This window comes from Streptomyces lasalocidi (assembly GCF_005280215.1).
Taxonomy (GTDB): Bacteria; Actinomycetota; Actinomycetes; order Streptomycetales; family Streptomycetaceae; genus Streptomyces; species Streptomyces longwoodensis.
Genome location: NZ_SZNQ01000001.1, coordinates 7,500,565 through 7,517,733 on the forward strand (window position 1 = coordinate 7,500,565; position 17,169 = coordinate 7,517,733).

A 17,169-nucleotide genomic window follows, 5' to 3' on the forward strand; every position below is an offset into this window, starting at 1 on the left:
GGTGATGCCCGGAGCACCCGACCGTCGGGAGGCTGGAGGGACAGCGCACCCCACGTTGCCATCGACAGCCGGCGGGAGCAGCTCATGCGCTACGAGATCCGCGTGGAGGGCCAGGTGTCGGAGACCTTGGCCAAGGTCTTCCCCGAACTCGACCACGTGATGGTCTCCGGCCAGACCCTGCTCTACGGCCCGGTGGTCGACGAGGCGCACCTGTACGGCCTGCTCGCCCGCTTCAGGTCGCTGGGCCTGCGCGTGGTGGAGATGCGGCAACTTCCCGACTGACGGCGTCCCGCGAGGAGGACTCATGACTGTGCCGCGTGGACCACGGTCACCCATCGGACGCGAACCTTCCGACGACGGGACGGTTCCCCCGGGCAGCCCCACGTCCCGGACCACCGCGGGCGCCGCGGACGGACCGGCGCCCCCGGCGGGCACGGGGGCCGCCGCGAACGGTGACGCGGAGGGACAGCTCGTCGGCCTCAGCCGTTCCTGGCTGTGGCTGCTGGGCCCGGCGATCGCCACGCTGGTCCCGGGCATCCTCGCCCTGGTCTGGCCGGACGCCACCCTGCACGTGCTGGCCGTGCTGATCGCGCTGTCGCTCATCGTGACGGGCGCCTTCCGGTTCGTCGCCGCGATCGCCCCGCGGCACGGCGACCGCTTCGCGGGGCTGCTGATCGCGGTGCTGTACGTGCTGGCCGGCGTGCTCTGCCTGCGCCACCCGCTGCAGACCGTGGCCGCGCTGGCGCTGATCACCGGCGCGGTGTGGCTGGTGACCGGCCTGCTGACCGCCTTCACCGTCCTCGGCACCCGCGACCTGCCGCACCGCGGCGTCGTCCTCGCCGTCGCCGCGCTCGTGGTGGTCGCCGGGATCGTGGTGCTCGCCCTGCCCACCGAGTCCGCCCGGGCCCTGACCCGCTTGCTGGGCCTGTGGCTGCTCCTGCTCGGCCTGGCCGAGCTGTGCCTCGCCCTCGCCCTGCGGGCCGCCCTGCGCGCGCCGCACGACGGTCCCGCGCCGGGCGACGTCCGGCGCGGATGACCTCGGACGGAAGGAACCGCGGGGCCGCGACACCGGCACCGTCCGGCCGCGCACCCACGGACTTTCACCCGCCCCGGGTGAGGCGGCCGCGCACCAGGACCGCACACGCTGTGACCACCGGGACCGAGCGGTCGGACCCGCCCCCGCAACGGAGGAAGAAATGAGCAGTCACGTGTACCTCGCCTACGACTACCCGCTGCTGAGCATGTTCTGGACGATGCTCTGGTTCTTCCTGTGGATCATGTGGTTCGTCCTGCTCTTCCGGATCATCGGGGACATCTTCCGCGACGACAGCCTGAGCGGCTGGGGCAAGACCGGCTGGCTGGTCTTCGTGATCGTGCTGCCGTTCCTCGGCGTGTTCGTCTACCTCATCGCCCGCGGCAAGGACATGGGCGGCCGGGAGATCAAGCACGCGCAGGCACAGCAGACGGCCTTCGACAGCTACATCCGGGACAGGGCCGGCGAGGCCCGGCCGAGCAGCATCGCCGAACTCGACAAGCTGTCGCAGATGCGCACCCGGGGCGACATCACCGACGACGAGTTCCGCCGTGCCAAGGAACTCGTGCTGAGCGGCAGCCGCGGCGACGGCGGGACGGGGGCGTCCGCGACCACCGCGGGCGTGTCCTCCCCCCACTGAGCACCGACCAGGAAACGAGGTACGCAGATGACCGCCACCCACACGTCCAGGGCGCACTCGGCGAAGTACCAGTGGGCCGCGGGGCTGATGGCCTTCGCCGCCGTCATGCTCAGCATCGTGGGCATCCTCGACATCTTCCGCGGCATCGCGGCCATCGCCGAGGACGACATCTTCCTCACGACCCGCCAGTACGTCTTCAGGTTCGACCTGACGGGCTGGGGCTGGATCCACCTGATCCTCGGAGTGGTCGCGGTGATCGTCAGCATCGGGCTGTTCCAGGCGGCGACGTGGGCCCGGGTCGCGGGCGTGGCCATCGCCGGACTCGTCATCATCGCCAACTTCCTGTCCCTGCCGTACTACCCGGTGTGGTCCGTGGTCGCGATCGCGATGTCGGGGTTCATCATCTGGGCGCTGTGCGTGGCCCGGAAGGACAGTTTCGACGACGCCTTCGGCAGCGGGCCGTCGCGTGGCGACATGTGACGACCGCCGTGCCTCCCACCGGTCATGGCCCCCATGGCCGGCGGTAGGCCGTCGGGCGCGCGCCGCCGGGTCGTCGCGGCGCTGACCTTCTGGCTGCGTCCCGCCTTCGCCCTGCGCGTCGTCAACCGCTTCCAGAGGATCGCCGGGTTCGACCGCGCGATGGCCCTGGCGTCGAGCGCCCTGACGGCCCTGGTGCCGCTCGTCCTCCTGGTCGGCGCGCTGTTGAGCAGCGTGGTCGACCAGGACGTGGCCGAACGCCTCGTCGAGCGCTACGGGCTCACCGGCGCGGGCGCCGACGCGGTGGACCGGCTCTTCTCCCCGGCCGGGGACACGAGCGCCGGCGTCGGCGTGTTCGGCGTGGTGTTCCTGGTCATCTCGGTCCTCAGCTTCGCGCGGGCCTCCCAGCGGCTGTTCGAGCAGGCGTGGGAGCTCAAGCCGCTCGGCGTCCGCAACTCCCGCAACGGCCTGTGGTGGATCCTCGGCCTCGGGGCCTACGGCCTGGTCGAGGGCTGGCTGGCGGGCCTGGTGGGCGGCGGACCGCGGTCCGGCCTGCTGACCGGGGTGGTCCAGGCGCCGGTGACCGCCGTGTTCCTCGTCTGGACCGGCTGGATCCTCTCGGCGAAGCGCATCGCCTGGCGGGAGCTGATCCCCTTCGGCGTCACCGCGACCGTCATGACGACCCTCTACTCCTGGGGCGCCGCCCTCTACCTGCCGCACCTCTTCAACACCTCCGTGTCGCGCTACGGCATCGTCGGTGCCGTGTTCGCCCTGCTGTCCGCGCTCTTCACGGCCATGCTCGCGCTGGTCGGGTCGGCGGCGTGGGGGCGGGAGGTGACGCTGGAGCTGGACCGGATCCGCAGCGGGCTCCGCCCCTCCGAGCACGAGGTGCGCCGGCAGTGGGACACGGTGGTCGAGCAGACCCGTTCCCGCTGGCGGTCGGCCCGCCACCACGTCAGCCGCCGCGGGAACGGGAAACCCGACCGCTGAGCGGCACGACACGGGAGCGGGAGGCCGGCCTGCCGAGCAGCGGGGTGCGGAAGCGGGGGCCGGGCCGCCGAGCAGCGGGGTGCGGAAGCGGGAGCCCGGGCCGCCGAGCAGTACGGCGCCGAGCGCGGCGACGAGTGCCTGGCAGCCGGCCGCCGCGAGGACGAGGCGCACCGGACCGGCCGTCCGGCAGGCGCCCGCGAGCGCGGCCCTGCCCGGGCGCGCGCCCGGGGTTCACGAGTCGACCCGGGCCCGGCGGCGTCCCGGTCGAGGGACGCGGGCCACCGTGTCGGTGTCCGGGGTGGTGCGGGCCGCGCTGCGGGCCGGGCGGTCCTGCATCGTGAAGGCGAAGGCCGCTGTCGCCGCCGCGATCGCCGCGAGGGCGACGTACGCGTGCTGGTACGCGGGCAGGGGCGGTGACGCGGCTGCGGCCTGCGGGGTGCCGAGGACGAGGACCGTGGTGACCGCCGCGGGGGCGAGCGCCCCGCCGGTCTGGCGCACGACGGTGTTCAGCATCGTGGCCTGGGGCAGGTCCGTCCGGTCGATAGTGGCCAGCGAGGCGACCGTGGTGGGCACGAAGAAGCAGCCGATCGCGGCGCCGAACAGGAACATGTACGCGCGGACGGTCCACAGCCCGGTGTCCGCCGTGCACGTGGCGAGGAGCAGCAGCACGGCGGTCACGGCGGCCAGGCCGGAGCCCACGATGACGCGCGGGCCGACCCGGGCGTACAGGGCACCGGTGACCTGGACCGTCAGCAGGACGCCGAACGCCTCGGGGAACGTGGTCAGGCCCGACTCCAGCGCGGTGCGGCCCTGGGCCTGCTGGAGGAAGAGGGGGGTGAGGTACAGGGTGCCCATGATGGGGACCAGGCCGACCAGGTTGATCAGGTTGGTGTCCCTGAACAGCCGGTCGGAGAACAGGCGCAGCCGCAACAGCGGGTGTGCCCTGCGCAGTTCCACGGCGACCGTGGCGGCCAGCAGCACCGCGCCCAGCCCCAGGGAGGAGACGACGGCGGGGGAGGACCAGCCCCGGTTGGGACCCTCGCAGAGGCCGAACATGCCGCTGCCCAGGGCCCCGGCGCTGAGCAGCAGGCCGGGCCGGTCGAACGGTCCTGGCCGCCGCCCCCGGCCGCCGGCCAGGAAGAGCGCGCCGAACAGCACGGCCGGCAGCCCCACGGGCAGGTTCACGTAGAAGACCCAGCGCCAGGACAGGTGGTCCACCATGAGGCCGCCCAGGACGGGGGCCGCGGCGGGGGCGATCTGCTGCGGGATGATCATGTACCGGGACATCCGGATCTGCTCCGCCGAGCTGAACGTGCCGAACAGCAACGCGGTCGAGGCCGGGAAGAGGACGCCCGCCGAGACCCCCTGCGCGGCCCGGTAGGCGACGAGCTGGCCCAGCCCGGTCGCCGCCCCGCACAGCAGCGACGAGCCGAGGAAGCCGCCCAGGGCGGTCAGCAACACCCTTTTCCCGCCGAAGCGTTCGACCAGCCAGGCCGAGGCCGGGATGGTCATGGCGAGGCAGACCGGATAGACGACCACCACCCCGTCCAGCGCGGCGGTGGTCAGCCGGAACTGACGGGCGATCGAGGGCAGGGCCACGGTCGTGATCGCCCCGTCGACGATCGCGATGAACGTCACGCTGACGCAGACGACGGGAACGACCAGGCGCTGGCTGAGGCGAGCGGACAGGGCGGACAGCACGGGGAGGCGACGCGGCATAAGCTGAGCATACTCACTATGTGCTTGCTCACCAGATGGCTTCCAGGTCACGGGACAGGAGAGACTGGGCACCATGGCCGTACAGGGAAGCAGCGACGTCCTCATCGACGAGTTGTACGAGACGACGAACCGGCTGCGGCAGTTCGTGGAGGGACGCCTGCGGGAGAAGGGCGCGTCGGTGGCCCGGCTGCGCGCCCTGCGCATGCTGGCCCGGGCCCGGCAGCCGCTGCGCATGCGCGACTTGAGCGACATGGCCGGCATCGCGGCACGGACCGCCACGGCGATCGTGGACAGCCTCGAACGCGACGGCCTGGTCGAACGCGTACGCCACCCCCACGACCGGCGCGCGTTCCTGCTGCGGCTCACGGACGAGGGGGTGCGCTGCCACCGTGAGGCGGAGGAGGTCGACCGCCTCGCCCTCGCCGAGGCCACAGCCGCCCTGGACGCGGCTGACCGCGAACAGCTCCGCACCCTGCTCGCCCGCATCCGTGACCACACCCTCTGACCCACGGCTCGCGACCCGTTCCGCCGTCCGCGTGCGCCTGGCCGTCGTGACGTCCCCGTTCCGTGTCGTCATGCCTGCTCCGTTGGCCGACGTCCCTGTTCCGTAAGGGGTTCCGGCGTTCCGGAGGCGCTCCCGGACGAGTGGGATGGACGGCATGAAACCGCGTGTCTTTCCCCCTGCGTTCCGGGGCAGGCTGCACGACGCCCGCACCGCGACCGCGATCGGACGGTGGCTCGGCCCGGCGTTCGTCGTGTGCTTCCTCACCGGACTCGTCAGCCACCTGCTCCAGCACCCGCCGGGCTGGCTGGTCGACCGGATCCCGAGCCGTCCGGTGTGGGGGTACCGGCTCACCCAGGGCCTGCACGTCGCGTCCGGCACCGCGGCGGTCCCGCTGCTGCTGGCCAAGCTGTGGACGGTGTACCCGCGGCTGTTCGCGTGGCCGCCGCTGCGGTCGGTCCGGCACGCGCTGGAGCGGCTGTCGGTCGCCGTCCTGGTGGCCGGTGCCGTCTTTGAGCTCACCACCGGCCTGCTGAACACGGCCCAGTGGTACCCCTGGCCGTTCTCCTTCGTGCCCGTGCACTACGCGGTCGGCTGGCTGGTCGTCGGCGCCCTCCTGCTGCACGTCGCCGTCAAGCTGCCGGACATCCGGGCGCACTGGACCCGGCGGTCACCGGGGACCCTCGCCCTGCCCGCGCCGGACGCCCCCGACCGGCGGTCGCTGCTCGCGGCGGTGGGCGCCGCCGTCGGCGCCGTGACCCTCACGACCGTCGGGCAGTCGCTCACCCCGCTGAAGGACCTCCTCCTGCTCGCACCCCGGCACCCCGACGAGGGGCCGCAGTCCCTCCCGGTGAACCGGACCGCCGCCGCGGCGGGCGTCGGCCGGATCGACGCCGAGGAATACCGCCTCGTTGTCACCGGCCCGCGGCCCTACACCCTGACCCTGGCCGACCTGCGCGCCCTGCCCCAGCACGACGTGGACCTGCCGATCGCCTGCGTCGAGGGGTGGAGCAGGTCGGCACGCTGGACGGGCGTGCGCGTCCGGGACCTGGTGGAGCGCGCGGGAGCTCCGGCGGACGCGCGCGTGCGGGTGGTCTCGCTCCAGCTGAGGGGCGGCTACCGGGTCTCGGAGATGGGCCACGAGCACGTCCGCGACCCGCTGACGCTGCTCGCCCTGCGGCTCAACGGCCGGGAACTCGTCCCCGACCACGGCTACCCGGCGCGGCTCATCGCCCCGAACCGTCCCGGCGTGCTCCAGACCAAGTGGGTCGGCCGGCTGGAGGTGCTGGCGTGAACGCCCTGCGGGTGACGGCCGCCGCGGCCGGGCTGGCGCTGATGGGCGTCGGGGTGTCCCTGCTGGACGACGTACGCGACCCCACGGGCGTGCTGCTGTGGCTGGGCGGGGCGGTCGTCCTGCACGACGCGCTGATCGCCCCGCTGGTGCTCCTGGTGGGGCTGGTCCTGGTGCGGGGCGGGGCGCGCGGCCCGGTCCGCGGTGCCCTGCTGGTCGCGGGCGCGCTGACGGCGGTGGCCCTGCCGGTCCTGCTGCGCCCGGGCCGGACGGCCAACCCGTCGGTGCTGCCGCTGGACTACCCGCGCAACTGGCTGATCGCGCTGGCGGCGGTAGCCGCGCTGACGGGGGCGTGGGTGCTGGTGTCCCGCGGGGCGGCACGCCGTCGTCGTACGCGTGGACGGGGGCGGTGACGGACTCCGGAGTGCCGTGTCATGCCATGCCATGCCGCGTCGTGCCAGGCCGTGTCGTGAGGCCTTACGAACCCCTGACGTCCACGTCGTCGGCGCGCGGCGGGAGCGGGCACGGCCCTACGGTCGATGTCATGTTGATCCTGGTCACCGGAGGTGCGGGCTTCATCGGCTCGCACCTCGTCACCGCCCTCCTCGGCGCCGGGCACCAGCCGCGCGTGCTCGACGCGCTGCTGCCCGCCGCCCACCGCACGGCCCCGCCGGTCCCCGACGGAGTCGACTGGCGCCACGCCGACGTCCGCGACGCCGAGGCCGTCGCCGACGCGCTGCGCGGCGTCGACGCCGTCTGCCACCAGGCCGCGATGGTCGGCCTGGGCAAGGACTTCGCCGACGCCCCCGACTACGTGGGCTGCAACGACCTCGGCACGGCCGTGCTGTTGGCCGCGATGGCCCGGTCCGGCGTGCGCCGCCTGGTGCTGGCGAGCTCGATGGTCGTCTACGGCGAGGGCCGGTACGCGTGCGCCCGGCACGGAGTCGTACGGCCCGGACCGCGCCGGCCCGCCGACCTCGACGCCGGGCGCTTCGAGCCCTCGTGCCCGCACTGCGCAGCCCCGCTGACCTCGGGCCTGGTCGGCGAGGACGCCCCCGCCGACCCGCGGAACGTGTACGCGGCCACCAAGCTGGCCCAGGAACACCTGGCCGCCGCCTGGGCCCGTGCCACCGGCGGACGCGTCGCCGCCCTGCGCTACCACAACGTCTACGGACCGGGCATGCCACGCGACACCCCCTACGCGGGCGTCGCCTCCCTGTTCCGGTCGGCGCTCGCCCGGGGCGAGGCACCGCGGGTCTTCGAGGACGGCGGCCAGCGCCGGGACTTCGTCCACGTCCGGGACGTCGCCGACGCCAACCTCGTGGCGCTGTACGGCACGGACACCCTGCCCGGGGGCGCGCTGCGTGCCTTCAACGTCGGCAGTGGGGACCCCCACACGGTGGGGGAGACGGCCGCCGCGCTGGCACGGGCCCACGGGGGACCCGCGCCGGTCGTCACGGGGGAGTACCGGCTGGGCGACGTCCGCCACATCACCGCCTCCTCGCAGCGCCTGCGCGACGAACTGGGCTGGAAGCCCCGGGTGACCTTTGCGGACGGCATGGCGGAGTTCGCCACGGCACCCCTGCGGGCGGGGTGAACCGACGCCGGGTGCGTCGGACCGCCCCTGCGGGGGCGGGTGTAGCATCGGCGCCACTGGAAGTAGAAACGCGTGTTCGGCAGCCCGGGCACGCGCGCACACGCGGTTCGGACGATCCGCCACTTCTTCACCTCGAAGGAGTGCGCAGTGAACGTCCGTCGCAGTGCCAGGACGGCCGGCGAGAACGCCGGCACCCCCACCGGAACCCCGGTCCCGCGTCCGCCGCGCTCGTTGCGCGAGGCGTGGGTCGCCCTCGCCGGGCTGTCGGCGGTGTTCCTGTTCGAGATGCTCGACAACTCGGTCCTCAACGTCGCCCTGCCGACCATCGGCCGCGACCTGTCCGCGTCGACCACGGAGCTGCAATGGGTCACGGGCGTCTACGCGGTCGTCTTCGGCGGACTGATGCCGGTCCTGGGCGCGCTGGCCGACCGGGTCGGACGCCGCACCGTGATGCTGTCCGGGCTGGTGCTGCTGGCGGGGGCGAGCGGGGCCACCGCGTTCGTCACCACGGCGGAGCAACTGATCGCGGTCCGCGCGGCGATGGGGGTCGCCGCCGCCATGACGACACCGGGCAGCATGGCGCTGGCGTTCCGCCTGTTCGACGACGACGGCCTCCGCGTCCGGGCCACGACACTCGTCTCGACGGTGGGACTGGTCGGACTAGCGATCGGCCCCACGGCGGGTGGCTTCGTGCTCGCCACGGCGCCGTGGCAGGTGCTGCTCCTGGTCAACGTGCCGATCGCCGCGCTCGCGTTCCTGGGCATTCGCCGGGGCATCCGCGCCGACCGGCCCGAGGAGCTGCACCGCGACCCGATCGACGGTCCGGGCGCCCTGCTGGGCACGGCCACGACCGTGCTCACGCTGACGGCGCCGACCCTGTTCGTGGAGGCGGGCACGGCGTCGCCGCTCCCGTGGCTGGCCACGGTGGGCGCCGCCGTGCTGGCCGTCCTGTTCGTACGGCGCGAGCGCTCGGCCCGTCATCCCCTGCTCGACCTCTCCCTCGTCGCCCGCCCGCTGGTCTCCAGCGGCCTGGCGTTCAAGGGCGCCGCGAGCCTGGCGACCGCCGGCCTCGGCTACCTCGTGACCCTCCAACTCCAGCTCGACTGGGGCTGGACGCCGGCCCGGGCGGCGCTGGGACTGCTGCCCCAGGTGGCCGTGCTCATCGCGGGCGGCGCCCTGATCGGCCCGCTGGTCACCCGCGTCGGTCTCGGCAGGGCCGCCTGGCTCGGTGCTGTGGCGGTCGTGTGCGGCCTCGCGGTGTACGGCCTGCTGGGCCGGCTCGGATACGCGTGGGTCGCCCTGGCGCTGGTGCTCGTCGCCGCCGGCATGCGCGTGGTGGGCGTGGTCGCCGGGACGAACGTGATGCGCGGTCTCCCGCCCCACCGCACGACCGTCGGAGCGGCACTGGTGGACACGGCGGGAGAGGTCACCACGGGGATCGGGATCGCGGTCAGCGGCACGATCCTCGCCACGGTCTTCACCGGCGACCTGGCCGGACGGCACTGGACCGCCGGTCAGGCAGCCCAGTTCGACGAGGCCGTCACCTGGGCCGGTTTCGCGCTCACGGCGCTGGCGGGGGCGTTGGTGGGGTGGGGAACAATCCGGGCCCGACGGGCGGGGGACGGGGCGGGCGGCGGGCGGTGAGGACATGCGGGGGACGCGTTGTCAGTGGTGGCGTGCATGATCGGTCCGTTGTTCCTTCCAGAGTGACGGAGGCGGGGCGGGTCATGTCGATCACCAACCAGCAAGTGGCGGAGCGTACGTTCCTGCGGCAGCTCTACGCGGACTCGTACTACCCCGACCACGTCCTGGACCGGGGCAGGGCGGTCCTCCTGCGGCTGTGCGAGCGCATCGAGACGGAGCAGCCGTCGGATCTGGCGGGCCTGTACGTGCTGACCCACGCGGCCACCGAGGAGTTCAACTCCCTGGAGGACGCCTTCGAGGCGGCGGGCAGCCAGATCGAGACGGTGGCCCGCGAGGAGATCGCCGAGGACTTCTGGTTCGTGGCGTCGGCCTACGGGTTCCCGGACGCGGACGTGGAGGAGTTGATCGCTCCGCGGGAGTGGTGAGCGACGCGGGCGCGCGGGGACGGGCGCGGCCGGGGGCCGGGGGCGGTGACGCGCCCCCGACCCCCGACCCCCCGGCCCGCTGCCTCCGCGGGCGTGCCCTACACCCGGTCGGCCGCGATCAGGACGTACTGGAACGAGCCGTCCCGGTAGGACTCGATGAACGCTTCCTCGATGCCGGTGACCAGGGACGACGTGGCGCGCAGCTCCCAGTAGGGGAGCGTCTCGGGAGTGAGGTCCACGACGGTCTGCGGCACGAGGCGGTTGTCGGCCATCGCGCGCAGGTACTCCCGGCGGGAGTGGATGTTGCACTCGAAGTGCGCGTTGATCTGCGACACCCACTTCGACGGCTGGCCGTACCGCGGGTTCCAGCAGCCGGTGACGGTCACGTACCGGCCGCCCACCCGCAGGAACCGGGAGTGCTCGGCGAACACGTCGTGCAGGTCGACGTACATGCTCGACTCGTTGTTCCACGAGGCGGCGACGGTGCCCTTCTCGAAGGGCGTGTCGAGCATGTTGCAGACACGGGAGCGGACGTGGTCGTCGATGCCCAGCTCCCGCGCGCGCCGGTTGCCGAACTCCGCCTGCGCGGCGGACAGGGTGACACCCTCGACCTTGCACCCGAAGCGCTGGTGGGCCATGACCATCGACCCGCCGCGCCCGCAGCCCGCGTCGACGAGCGTGTCGCCCGGTCCGACCGGCCCGAGGTGGTCCAGGAGGAACTCCGCCTGCGCCGACTCCAGCCGGTGCAGCTCCGCGATGAGCCTCGCCTCGTACCCACCGTCCCCCGGGTCGCCGAGCGCGGCGTGGTCCACGGCACCGATGCCGTAGTGGTGGTGGTAGAGCCCGTCCACGTCCCCGAGGCGGAGGTTGACCGGCCGCGCCTCGTTGTTCCAGTAGCGGGCGATGTCCTCCTGGTACGGCGTCGCCGGGGCCGGGATCCTCCCCCGGGCGGTCGAGGACGCACCCCCGGGGCCCGGGACGGGAGCGGACGCGGCGGCCATGGCCTTGGAGGTCGTTTCAGTGGTCACAGGGGTGTTCCGTTTCCTTACCAGAAGTCGGGCAGGCTGTAGCGGTAGGTGTTGGTGCGGTGCCAGTCGTGGTTGCCGTCGACCCAGGCGGCCACGCCCCTGAGGAAGCGCAGCACGGCGGGCACGGGACAGTCCGCCGCGAGCTCGGCCGCGGCGGCCTCGAAGGCGTGCATGAGCTCGTTGTGGACCTCGACCGCCTTGAGGTAGGCGTCCCGGTCGGACAGGTGCTCGCGTTCCGCGATCACCACCGGCAGGTTCAGGTGCCGGCCCGGGCTGTCCAGTTCCTTGGTGTACGAGTAGAGGTCGTTGACGATGGTGGTCGCGTTGCCGGCGAGGGCGATGACCCGCTGCATGTCCGGCCGGGCGTGCAGGTCCGCGGGCAGTTCGTAGCCGCCGACCGTGTCCGTGATCGTGGGGCAGGGGCGGAAGTTGTTGAACTGGCGCATCGCCAGGTACTCCCACACCTCCGGCACGTGACCGGTCTCCGCCCAGGCCGCCTCGGCGAGGTAGCCCAGGTGCAGCCGCGCCATGTCGTGCCGATAGCGGTCCGCCTGGGAGGGCGTGGCGGCGCGCACGAAGTGGTCCATCGCGCTGCGGTACGCCCGGCGCGGGGCGTCCGACCCGAGCGACTCGCTCCACTCCGGCGCGTACTCCGCGGTGGTGTGCAGGTGGTCGAGCGCGGTGTGGGCGAGCAGGAGGCGGCCGCCGAGACCGACGGGCGACCCGCCGTGGTCCTCGCAGTAGCAGTCGTCCACCGCGTTCTCCGCAACCATCAGCCGCGTGGCGAGCATCAGGTGGTCGACCGTCGGGGCGTCCGGGTGGCAGGCGACCATGTAGCGGCCCACGGAGAAGCCGTCGAACTGGCCCTCCCACTCCTCCGGGTACAGCCGGACCTCGTCCTCGGCCCACCGCTTGATCCGCCGGCTCACCTCCGCGACCCGTACGGGGTCGGGCTCCGGGATCGGGTGGTGGTAGAGGCCGGGCACGACCGGTCCCTCGGCGGACGGGCCGGAGGGCGCGGGCACGGCGTCGGGCGGCACGGCAGCCTGCCGGCGGGCCAGCGAGAGCGCCGTCGTGCCCAGCCCCGTCGGCCCGACCGGCACCCGCCGGACGACGGAGTCGGACCCGGTCGCGGCGGACGTCTCCGGTGCGGTGGCGGGCGGCGAGGTCGGCGGGAGCGACGGTGCAGGCGGTGACAACGGTGACGGCGGCGCCCAGGAGGCAGGGGGCATCGACGACGAGGGCGGTGACGACGGGTTCGAGGACGCCGGGGGCATCGACGGTGAGGGCGGTGACGACGGCCGCGTGACCGGCGGGTGCAGCCCGGCCAGGAAGTGCGCGACGGACGAGGTGACCGGACGGTCCGTGACCGTCGCGGCGGGCGCATCGGGCGCGGTGGCGGGCGGCGCCGGCGGCTGTTCGGGGAGGGAGGTCGGTGGTCCGAGGGACCCGGAGTCGGGCATCGGCGGCTCCTTGCTGCGGTGGGGTGGGCGCTCCGTCCTGGGCGACGGCTACGGCGACGGCGGCCGGCGCGGGCCTGCCGGGCGGTCCGGGGTGTCAGCGCGGCCTGCGGGCGATCTGCACGTTCTCCAGCACGCCGAGCGCGTCGGGACGAGCACCGCGGCGGAGTAGTAGGTGCTGACGAGGTAGGAGATGACGGCCTGGTCGTTGATGCCCATGAACCGGACGGACAGGCCGGGTTCGTACTCGTCGGGCAGTCCGGTCCGGCGCAGTCCGATGACGCCCTGGTTGTCCTCGCCGAGACGCATCGCGATGACGGAGCTGGTCTGCTCCTTGCTGATCGGGATCTTGTTGCAGGGCAGGATGGGCACCCCGCGCCAGGCGGGCACGGACTGTCCGCCGAGGTCGACGTGGTCGGGGTACAGGCCGTGGGCGTTGAAGCCCCGCCCGATGGCGGCGATGGTCCGGGGGTGGGCGAGGAACAGCTTGGTGCCGCGCCGGCGGCAGAGCAGCTCGTCCATGTCGTCCGGCGTCGGCGGGCCCGAGTGGGGCTGGATGCGCTGCTTGAAGTCGGCGTTGTGCAGGAGCCCGAACTCGCGGTTGTTGATCAGTTCGTGCTCCTGGCGCTCGCGCAACGCCTCGATCGTGAGCCGCAGTTGTTCCTCGGTCTGGTTCATCGGGCCGTTGTAGAGGTCGGCGACCCGGGTGTGGACCCTGAGGACGGTCTGTGCGACGGAGAGCTCGTACTCGCGCGGGTTGAGCTCGTAGTCGACGAAGGTGCGCGGCAGTTCGGCCTCGCCGACGTGCCCGGCGGACACGGCGATCTCGGCCTCGCCGTGCTTGTTCTGACGCTGCCGGGCGTGGGAGCGGAAGGCGTCGAGGTGGGCCCGGAGGCCGGGTGCGGAGTTCTGGACGGCGGCGAAGTCGGCGCGGGTGAGGGTGAGCAGCGTGCCGGAGGTCTCGGCGGTGACCGTGGCGTCGTGGCGGGCGTCGGGGTCCAGCAGCGCGTCCTCACCGAAGTGGTCGCCGTCCGCGAGGACCGCGAGGGCGATCTCCCCGCCGTACGGGCCCTCGGCGGTCCGGCTGAGCCGACCGTGGGCGACGAGGTGGATCCGGTCCCCGGGGCTGCCGCGCTCGACGACGACCTCGCCGGCCGCGACGTCGCGCTGGACGCAGCGGTCCGCGAGGGCGGAGAGGACGTCGGTGTCCTCGAAGCCGCGCAGCAGGGCGAGTTCGCCGAGTTCGCCGGGGATCACGCGGACCGTGGCGCCCTCCTGGACGAACCCGATGCGGCCGTCGCCGACGGTGTGGCGCAGGCGCCGGTTGACCCGGTAGGCACCGCCCTCGGCCTCGACCCAGGGCAGCATCCGCAGCAGCCAGCGGGAGGTGATCTCCTGCATCTGCGGGGCGGACTTGGTCGTGTGGGCGAGGTTGCGCGCGGCGGCGGTGCTGAGGGACTGCCGGGGCACGTCGGGTGTGGTCCGCGCCTCCGGGACGCTGTCGACGGTCATCGCGGGAAGGATCTCCTTGCACGGCGGGGTGTCCGGCGCGCACGGGCGCACCGGACGGGAGCCAGGGAGGGCGGGCGGTGCAGGGGGAGGATCACCCGGATCCGCCGCCTGCAGGAAAGCTAGCCCCGGGGCCGCCCGGACCCGCCGGGGAGACGAGGCACTTACCTCGAAGCAGTGACAATCAGTTGAATGCGGTTTATATGCCCGTGGGGCGACATCACGCCACCGTGGCCGGGGCGTGACGGTTCCGGAGCGCGGTACGGCGGCCGGTGTGCGTCGCGCCCACGGGCCCCCGGTGCCTGCCCGTGCCGGTTCGCTCGTGGCGTGGCGATGAGTTCGGGGCGTGGGGCCGGTCTCCCTTCTACGGACCGATCGGAAGGTCCCGTGGGCTACGGCGGCGAAGGCCGCCACGAGGAGGGCCGGGGCATGACCTCACGTGCCGGGAAGGTGACCTGCGACCTGTCGGTCTCCGTGGACGGGTACGCGGCCGGGCCGCACCAGAGCGAGGAGCGTCCGTTCGGGGACGACGGCGGCGACGGCTGGGGCGGCAGGCTGCACGGCTGGATGTTCGAGCGCCGGGAGGAGAACCGGGCCGAGGTCGAGCGGGCGACGGGGGCCGCGGCGTACATCATGGGCCGCAACATGTTCGGGCCCGTACGGGGCGCCTGGGACCGCGAGTGGAACGGCTGGTGGGGGGAGGTCCCCCCGTTCCACGCGCCGGTGTTCGTGCTCACCCACCACCCGCGGGCGTCGTTCTCGATGGACGGCGGCACCACGTTCCACTTCGTCACCGACGGCATCGGGTCCGCGCTGGCCCGGGCCCGCGAGGTGGCCGGGGACGGCACGGTCTCCGTCCAGGGCGGCGCGACCACCGTGAACCAGTACCTCGCCGCGGGACTCGTCGACGAGCTGCGGCTGCACGTCGTGCCCTTCACGCTCGGCGCGGGACCCCGGCTCTTCGACGGGGTGGCCCCGCTGGACCTGGAACAGGTCGCCTCGCGCGCCGCGACCTCGGTCACCCACCTCACCTACCGCGTGGGGTCCTCGCGCAGCTGAAGCAGGTACGTCGCCGTCAGCGCCACCGCCCGGTCCGCGTCCCGGGACAGCTCCACCAGGGCGGCGGACGCCCCCGTGCCCGGGATGTCGGCCAGGGCCTGGGTGAGCCGTCCGCGGGCGGGGGCCGTCGTGGTGGCGTCGGTGAGCCGTTCGACGATGTCGTGCACGAGCCGGTCCGCCGTCGCGGGGTCGCCCGCCAGCACGCCCAGGGCGTCGGCCGCGTCCGTGTCGTTCCTGCCCTCCACGACCATGTCGAGGAGCGTCGGGAGCGCTTCGGCCGCGCCGCGGGCCCCCAGGGCCAGGGCCGCGTACCCGCGGACCACCGGGTCGGCGTGCGCGAGGGCGTCCCGCAGGTGGGTCCCGGCCTCGCCGCCGGGCATCTCGACCAGGCACTGGACGGCACGCTCGCGCACGGCGGCCACGGGGGAGTCGAGGCCCCGCGCCAGCAGGGCGGGGCCCGCGTCGCCCGCCCGGGCCAGCGCCCAGCGCAGGGCACCGGCGACGTTCGGGTCCGTCTCGCTCAGCGCCGCCTCGGCCAGGGCCTCCGCCGGCACCTCGTCGGCCGAGGACAGGGCCGCGCGCTGACGGGCGGCGGGGCTCGCCGACTCCAGTGCCTGCAGCAGCGCGACGACCTGGAGGACGTCCTCCCACCCGGACGGGCCCGCGGCGTCGATACGGCGCAGTCGCGTGAGCAACTCGGTCTCCGCCGCGATGCGTTCGCGCGTCCGTCGGACGAGGTCGCCGACGAGCGCCGAGGGCGTGAACCCGGGGTCGTCCAGCGCCCGCCCGATCTCCCGCAGCGACAGCCCCAGCGACCGCAGGCTCTCGATGTGGAAGATCCGCCGGATGTCCTCCCCGGAGTACTCCCGGTAGCCGGACCCGGTCCGCGCCGAGGGCCGCACCAGGCCGAGCGACTCGTAGTGCCGGAGCATGCGCGCACTGACCCCGGACCGCCGCGCCACCTCACCGATCAACACGGCTCATTGTCCCTCGTGCTCCGGCTCGTCGCCGGGCGGCCGCCCCGACCCGCCCCCGGCCGCCCGCCCCGCCCCACCGCCCAGTGCCACCACCCGCTTCGCCTCCTCGACGGCGGACTCGAAGCCGGCGTCCGGGTCGTGCAGCAGCCGGTGCGTGGCGAGCGCGTGGGCGCGCACCCCCGGATCGGGCGCCGTCGCCGCTTCCCGCAGCGCCGGTTCCGCCGCCTCGCCCAGGGCGACCAGCGCGCGGCTGAGGCTGAGCCGCGTCTCCCGCCCGCCGCGGCCGAGCTGGGCGGTCAGTGCCGTCGCCAGCGCGGCCTCCTCGCCCTCCGGCACGAGCAGGACCGCGGCCCGCCAGGCGCTGCGCGCCACCTCGTCGTCGGGGTCGGCCAGGAGCCGCGGGGTGATCGCCGGCCACGCCCGCCGGTCACCGATCTTGGACAGCGTGTGCAGGGCCTGGCTCCGTGCCTGCGCCCGCTGCGAGCCGACCTCGCGGAGCAGCGCGGGAAGCGTCACCGCCACGGGGTGCCGGGTGAGCGCCCAGGTCAGCATGTCGCGGACGAAGAACTCGGGCTCGACCGCGCACCGCTCGACCAGCTTGCCGACGTACCGCGGGTCCGGTGCCGTACCGACCGCGAGGGCCGCCCGCAGCCGCACCGACGAGCGGCCGTCGTCCAGCGCCCGGTGTGCTCGCCGCGCGTCCGTGTCCTGCCCCGTGACCGTCATGGGGACCACCTCCTCGGCGAGCAGTGAAGGCCTTGTCACCGTGTCAAGGTCAAGGCCGGTGCCCAGGAGGGGCGAGTGGCAGCCGCGCGGGA

General features: G+C 73.9%; 17 protein-coding genes and 1 pseudogene. 12 read left to right on the forward strand and 6 right to left on the reverse strand.

The genetic code is table 11. The annotated features are described in order from the left end of the window. Nucleotides 1-84 precede the first annotated feature (84 nt). The 5 genes from E4U91_RS33795 to E4U91_RS33815 all read left to right on the forward strand — a co-directional run bounded on the left by E4U91_RS33795 (nucleotide 85) and on the right by E4U91_RS33815 (nucleotide 3,140). On the forward strand, nucleotides 85-282 hold the full coding sequence (locus E4U91_RS33795; protein ID WP_067238403.1) for a hypothetical protein: 198 nt from the start codon (nucleotides 85-87) through the stop codon (nucleotides 280-282). A 22-nt stretch (nucleotides 283-304) separates the two neighbouring features. Then, complete coding sequence (locus tag E4U91_RS33800) at nucleotides 305-1,036, forward strand: HdeD family acid-resistance protein (RefSeq protein WP_137310325.1); 732 nt, start codon at nucleotides 305-307, stop codon at nucleotides 1,034-1,036. A 160-nt stretch (nucleotides 1,037-1,196) separates the two neighbouring features. Beyond that, on the forward strand, nucleotides 1,197-1,673 hold the full coding sequence (locus tag E4U91_RS33805; RefSeq protein WP_137310326.1) for an SHOCT domain-containing protein: 477 nt from the start codon (nucleotides 1,197-1,199) through the stop codon (nucleotides 1,671-1,673). Nucleotides 1,674-1,700: 27 nt separating this feature from the next. Next, a complete protein-coding gene (locus E4U91_RS33810; RefSeq protein ID WP_137310327.1) occupies nucleotides 1,701-2,153 on the forward strand; it encodes a DUF7144 family membrane protein in 453 nt (150 codons plus the stop codon). Nucleotides 2,154-2,186: 33 nt separating this feature from the next. Continuing rightward, on the forward strand, nucleotides 2,187-3,140 hold the full coding sequence (locus E4U91_RS33815) for a YhjD/YihY/BrkB family envelope integrity protein (RefSeq protein WP_137310328.1): 954 nt from the start codon (nucleotides 2,187-2,189) through the stop codon (nucleotides 3,138-3,140). A 231-nt stretch (nucleotides 3,141-3,371) separates the two neighbouring features. On the opposite strand, the gene E4U91_RS33820 is transcribed toward E4U91_RS33815, so the two are convergent. Next, complete coding sequence (locus E4U91_RS33820; RefSeq protein ID WP_174867901.1) at nucleotides 3,372-4,859, reverse strand: DHA2 family efflux MFS transporter permease subunit; 1,488 nt, start codon at nucleotides 4,857-4,859, stop codon at nucleotides 3,372-3,374. Between the two features lie 73 nt (nucleotides 4,860-4,932). Between E4U91_RS33820 and E4U91_RS33825 the strand changes: the two genes are divergently transcribed. The 6 genes from E4U91_RS33825 (at nucleotide 4,933) to E4U91_RS33850 (ending at nucleotide 10,318) form a co-directional block, all read left to right on the forward strand. Then, the gene (locus E4U91_RS33825) at nucleotides 4,933-5,364 is read left to right on the forward strand and encodes a MarR family winged helix-turn-helix transcriptional regulator (protein ID WP_137310329.1); all 432 of its coding nucleotides are present in this window, start codon (nucleotides 4,933-4,935) and stop codon (nucleotides 5,362-5,364) included. A 145-nt stretch (nucleotides 5,365-5,509) separates the two neighbouring features. Beyond that, nucleotides 5,510-6,655, forward strand: coding sequence for a molybdopterin-dependent oxidoreductase (locus E4U91_RS33830; RefSeq protein WP_137310330.1), 1,146 nt, complete (start codon nucleotides 5,510-5,512; stop codon nucleotides 6,653-6,655). Continuing rightward, nucleotides 6,652-7,065, forward strand: a complete 414-nt coding sequence (locus E4U91_RS33835) for a hypothetical protein (RefSeq protein ID WP_241678777.1) — start codon at nucleotides 6,652-6,654, stop codon at nucleotides 7,063-7,065. Before E4U91_RS33830 ends, E4U91_RS33835 begins: the two co-directional genes overlap by 4 nt. A gap of 131 nt (nucleotides 7,066-7,196) precedes the next feature. Further along, the gene (locus E4U91_RS33840; protein ID WP_137310331.1) at nucleotides 7,197-8,249 is read left to right on the forward strand and encodes an NAD-dependent epimerase/dehydratase family protein; all 1,053 of its coding nucleotides are present in this window, start codon (nucleotides 7,197-7,199) and stop codon (nucleotides 8,247-8,249) included. A 147-nt stretch (nucleotides 8,250-8,396) separates the two neighbouring features. Beyond that, nucleotides 8,397-9,893: an MFS transporter gene (locus tag E4U91_RS33845; protein WP_241678778.1), complete on the forward strand. Its 1,497-nt coding sequence runs from the start codon at nucleotides 8,397-8,399 to the stop codon at nucleotides 9,891-9,893. An 83-nt stretch (nucleotides 9,894-9,976) separates the two neighbouring features. After that, a complete protein-coding gene (locus E4U91_RS33850; RefSeq protein WP_137310332.1) occupies nucleotides 9,977-10,318 on the forward strand; it encodes a DUF5713 family protein in 342 nt (113 codons plus the stop codon). Nucleotides 10,319-10,416: 98 nt separating this feature from the next. On the opposite strand, the gene E4U91_RS33855 is transcribed toward E4U91_RS33850, so the two are convergent. From E4U91_RS33855 to E4U91_RS33865, 3 genes and pseudogenes are all read right to left on the reverse strand, one after another. Then, nucleotides 10,417-11,319 (reverse strand): geranyl diphosphate 2-C-methyltransferase, encoded by a 903-nt coding sequence (locus E4U91_RS33855; RefSeq protein WP_032492608.1) that lies wholly within the window; start codon nucleotides 11,317-11,319, stop codon nucleotides 10,417-10,419. A gap of 44 nt (nucleotides 11,320-11,363) precedes the next feature. Further along, nucleotides 11,364-12,809: a family 2 encapsulin nanocompartment cargo protein terpene cyclase gene (locus E4U91_RS33860; protein ID WP_137310333.1), complete on the reverse strand. Its 1,446-nt coding sequence runs from the start codon at nucleotides 12,807-12,809 to the stop codon at nucleotides 11,364-11,366. A gap of 94 nt (nucleotides 12,810-12,903) precedes the next feature. Continuing rightward, nucleotides 12,904-14,318: pseudogene (locus E4U91_RS33865) on the reverse strand (family 2B encapsulin nanocompartment shell protein). A gap of 426 nt (nucleotides 14,319-14,744) precedes the next feature. On the opposite strand from E4U91_RS33865, the gene E4U91_RS33870 reads away from it, so the two are divergent. Further along, complete coding sequence (locus E4U91_RS33870; RefSeq protein WP_137310334.1) at nucleotides 14,745-15,374, forward strand: dihydrofolate reductase family protein; 630 nt, start codon at nucleotides 14,745-14,747, stop codon at nucleotides 15,372-15,374. Here the strand turns inward: E4U91_RS33870 and E4U91_RS33875 are convergent. Together E4U91_RS33875 and E4U91_RS33880 are read right to left on the reverse strand one after the other, a co-directional pair. Further along, entirely contained in the window at nucleotides 15,347-16,351 is a 1,005-nt protein-coding gene (locus E4U91_RS33875) for a MerR family transcriptional regulator (protein ID WP_137310335.1), read from the reverse strand. The genes E4U91_RS33870 and E4U91_RS33875 overlap by 28 nt on opposite strands. Nucleotides 16,352-16,354: 3 nt before the next feature. Beyond that, a complete protein-coding gene (locus tag E4U91_RS33880) occupies nucleotides 16,355-17,077 on the reverse strand; it encodes a HEAT repeat domain-containing protein (protein WP_241678925.1) in 723 nt (240 codons plus the stop codon). Nucleotides 17,078-17,169 lie beyond the last annotated feature (92 nt).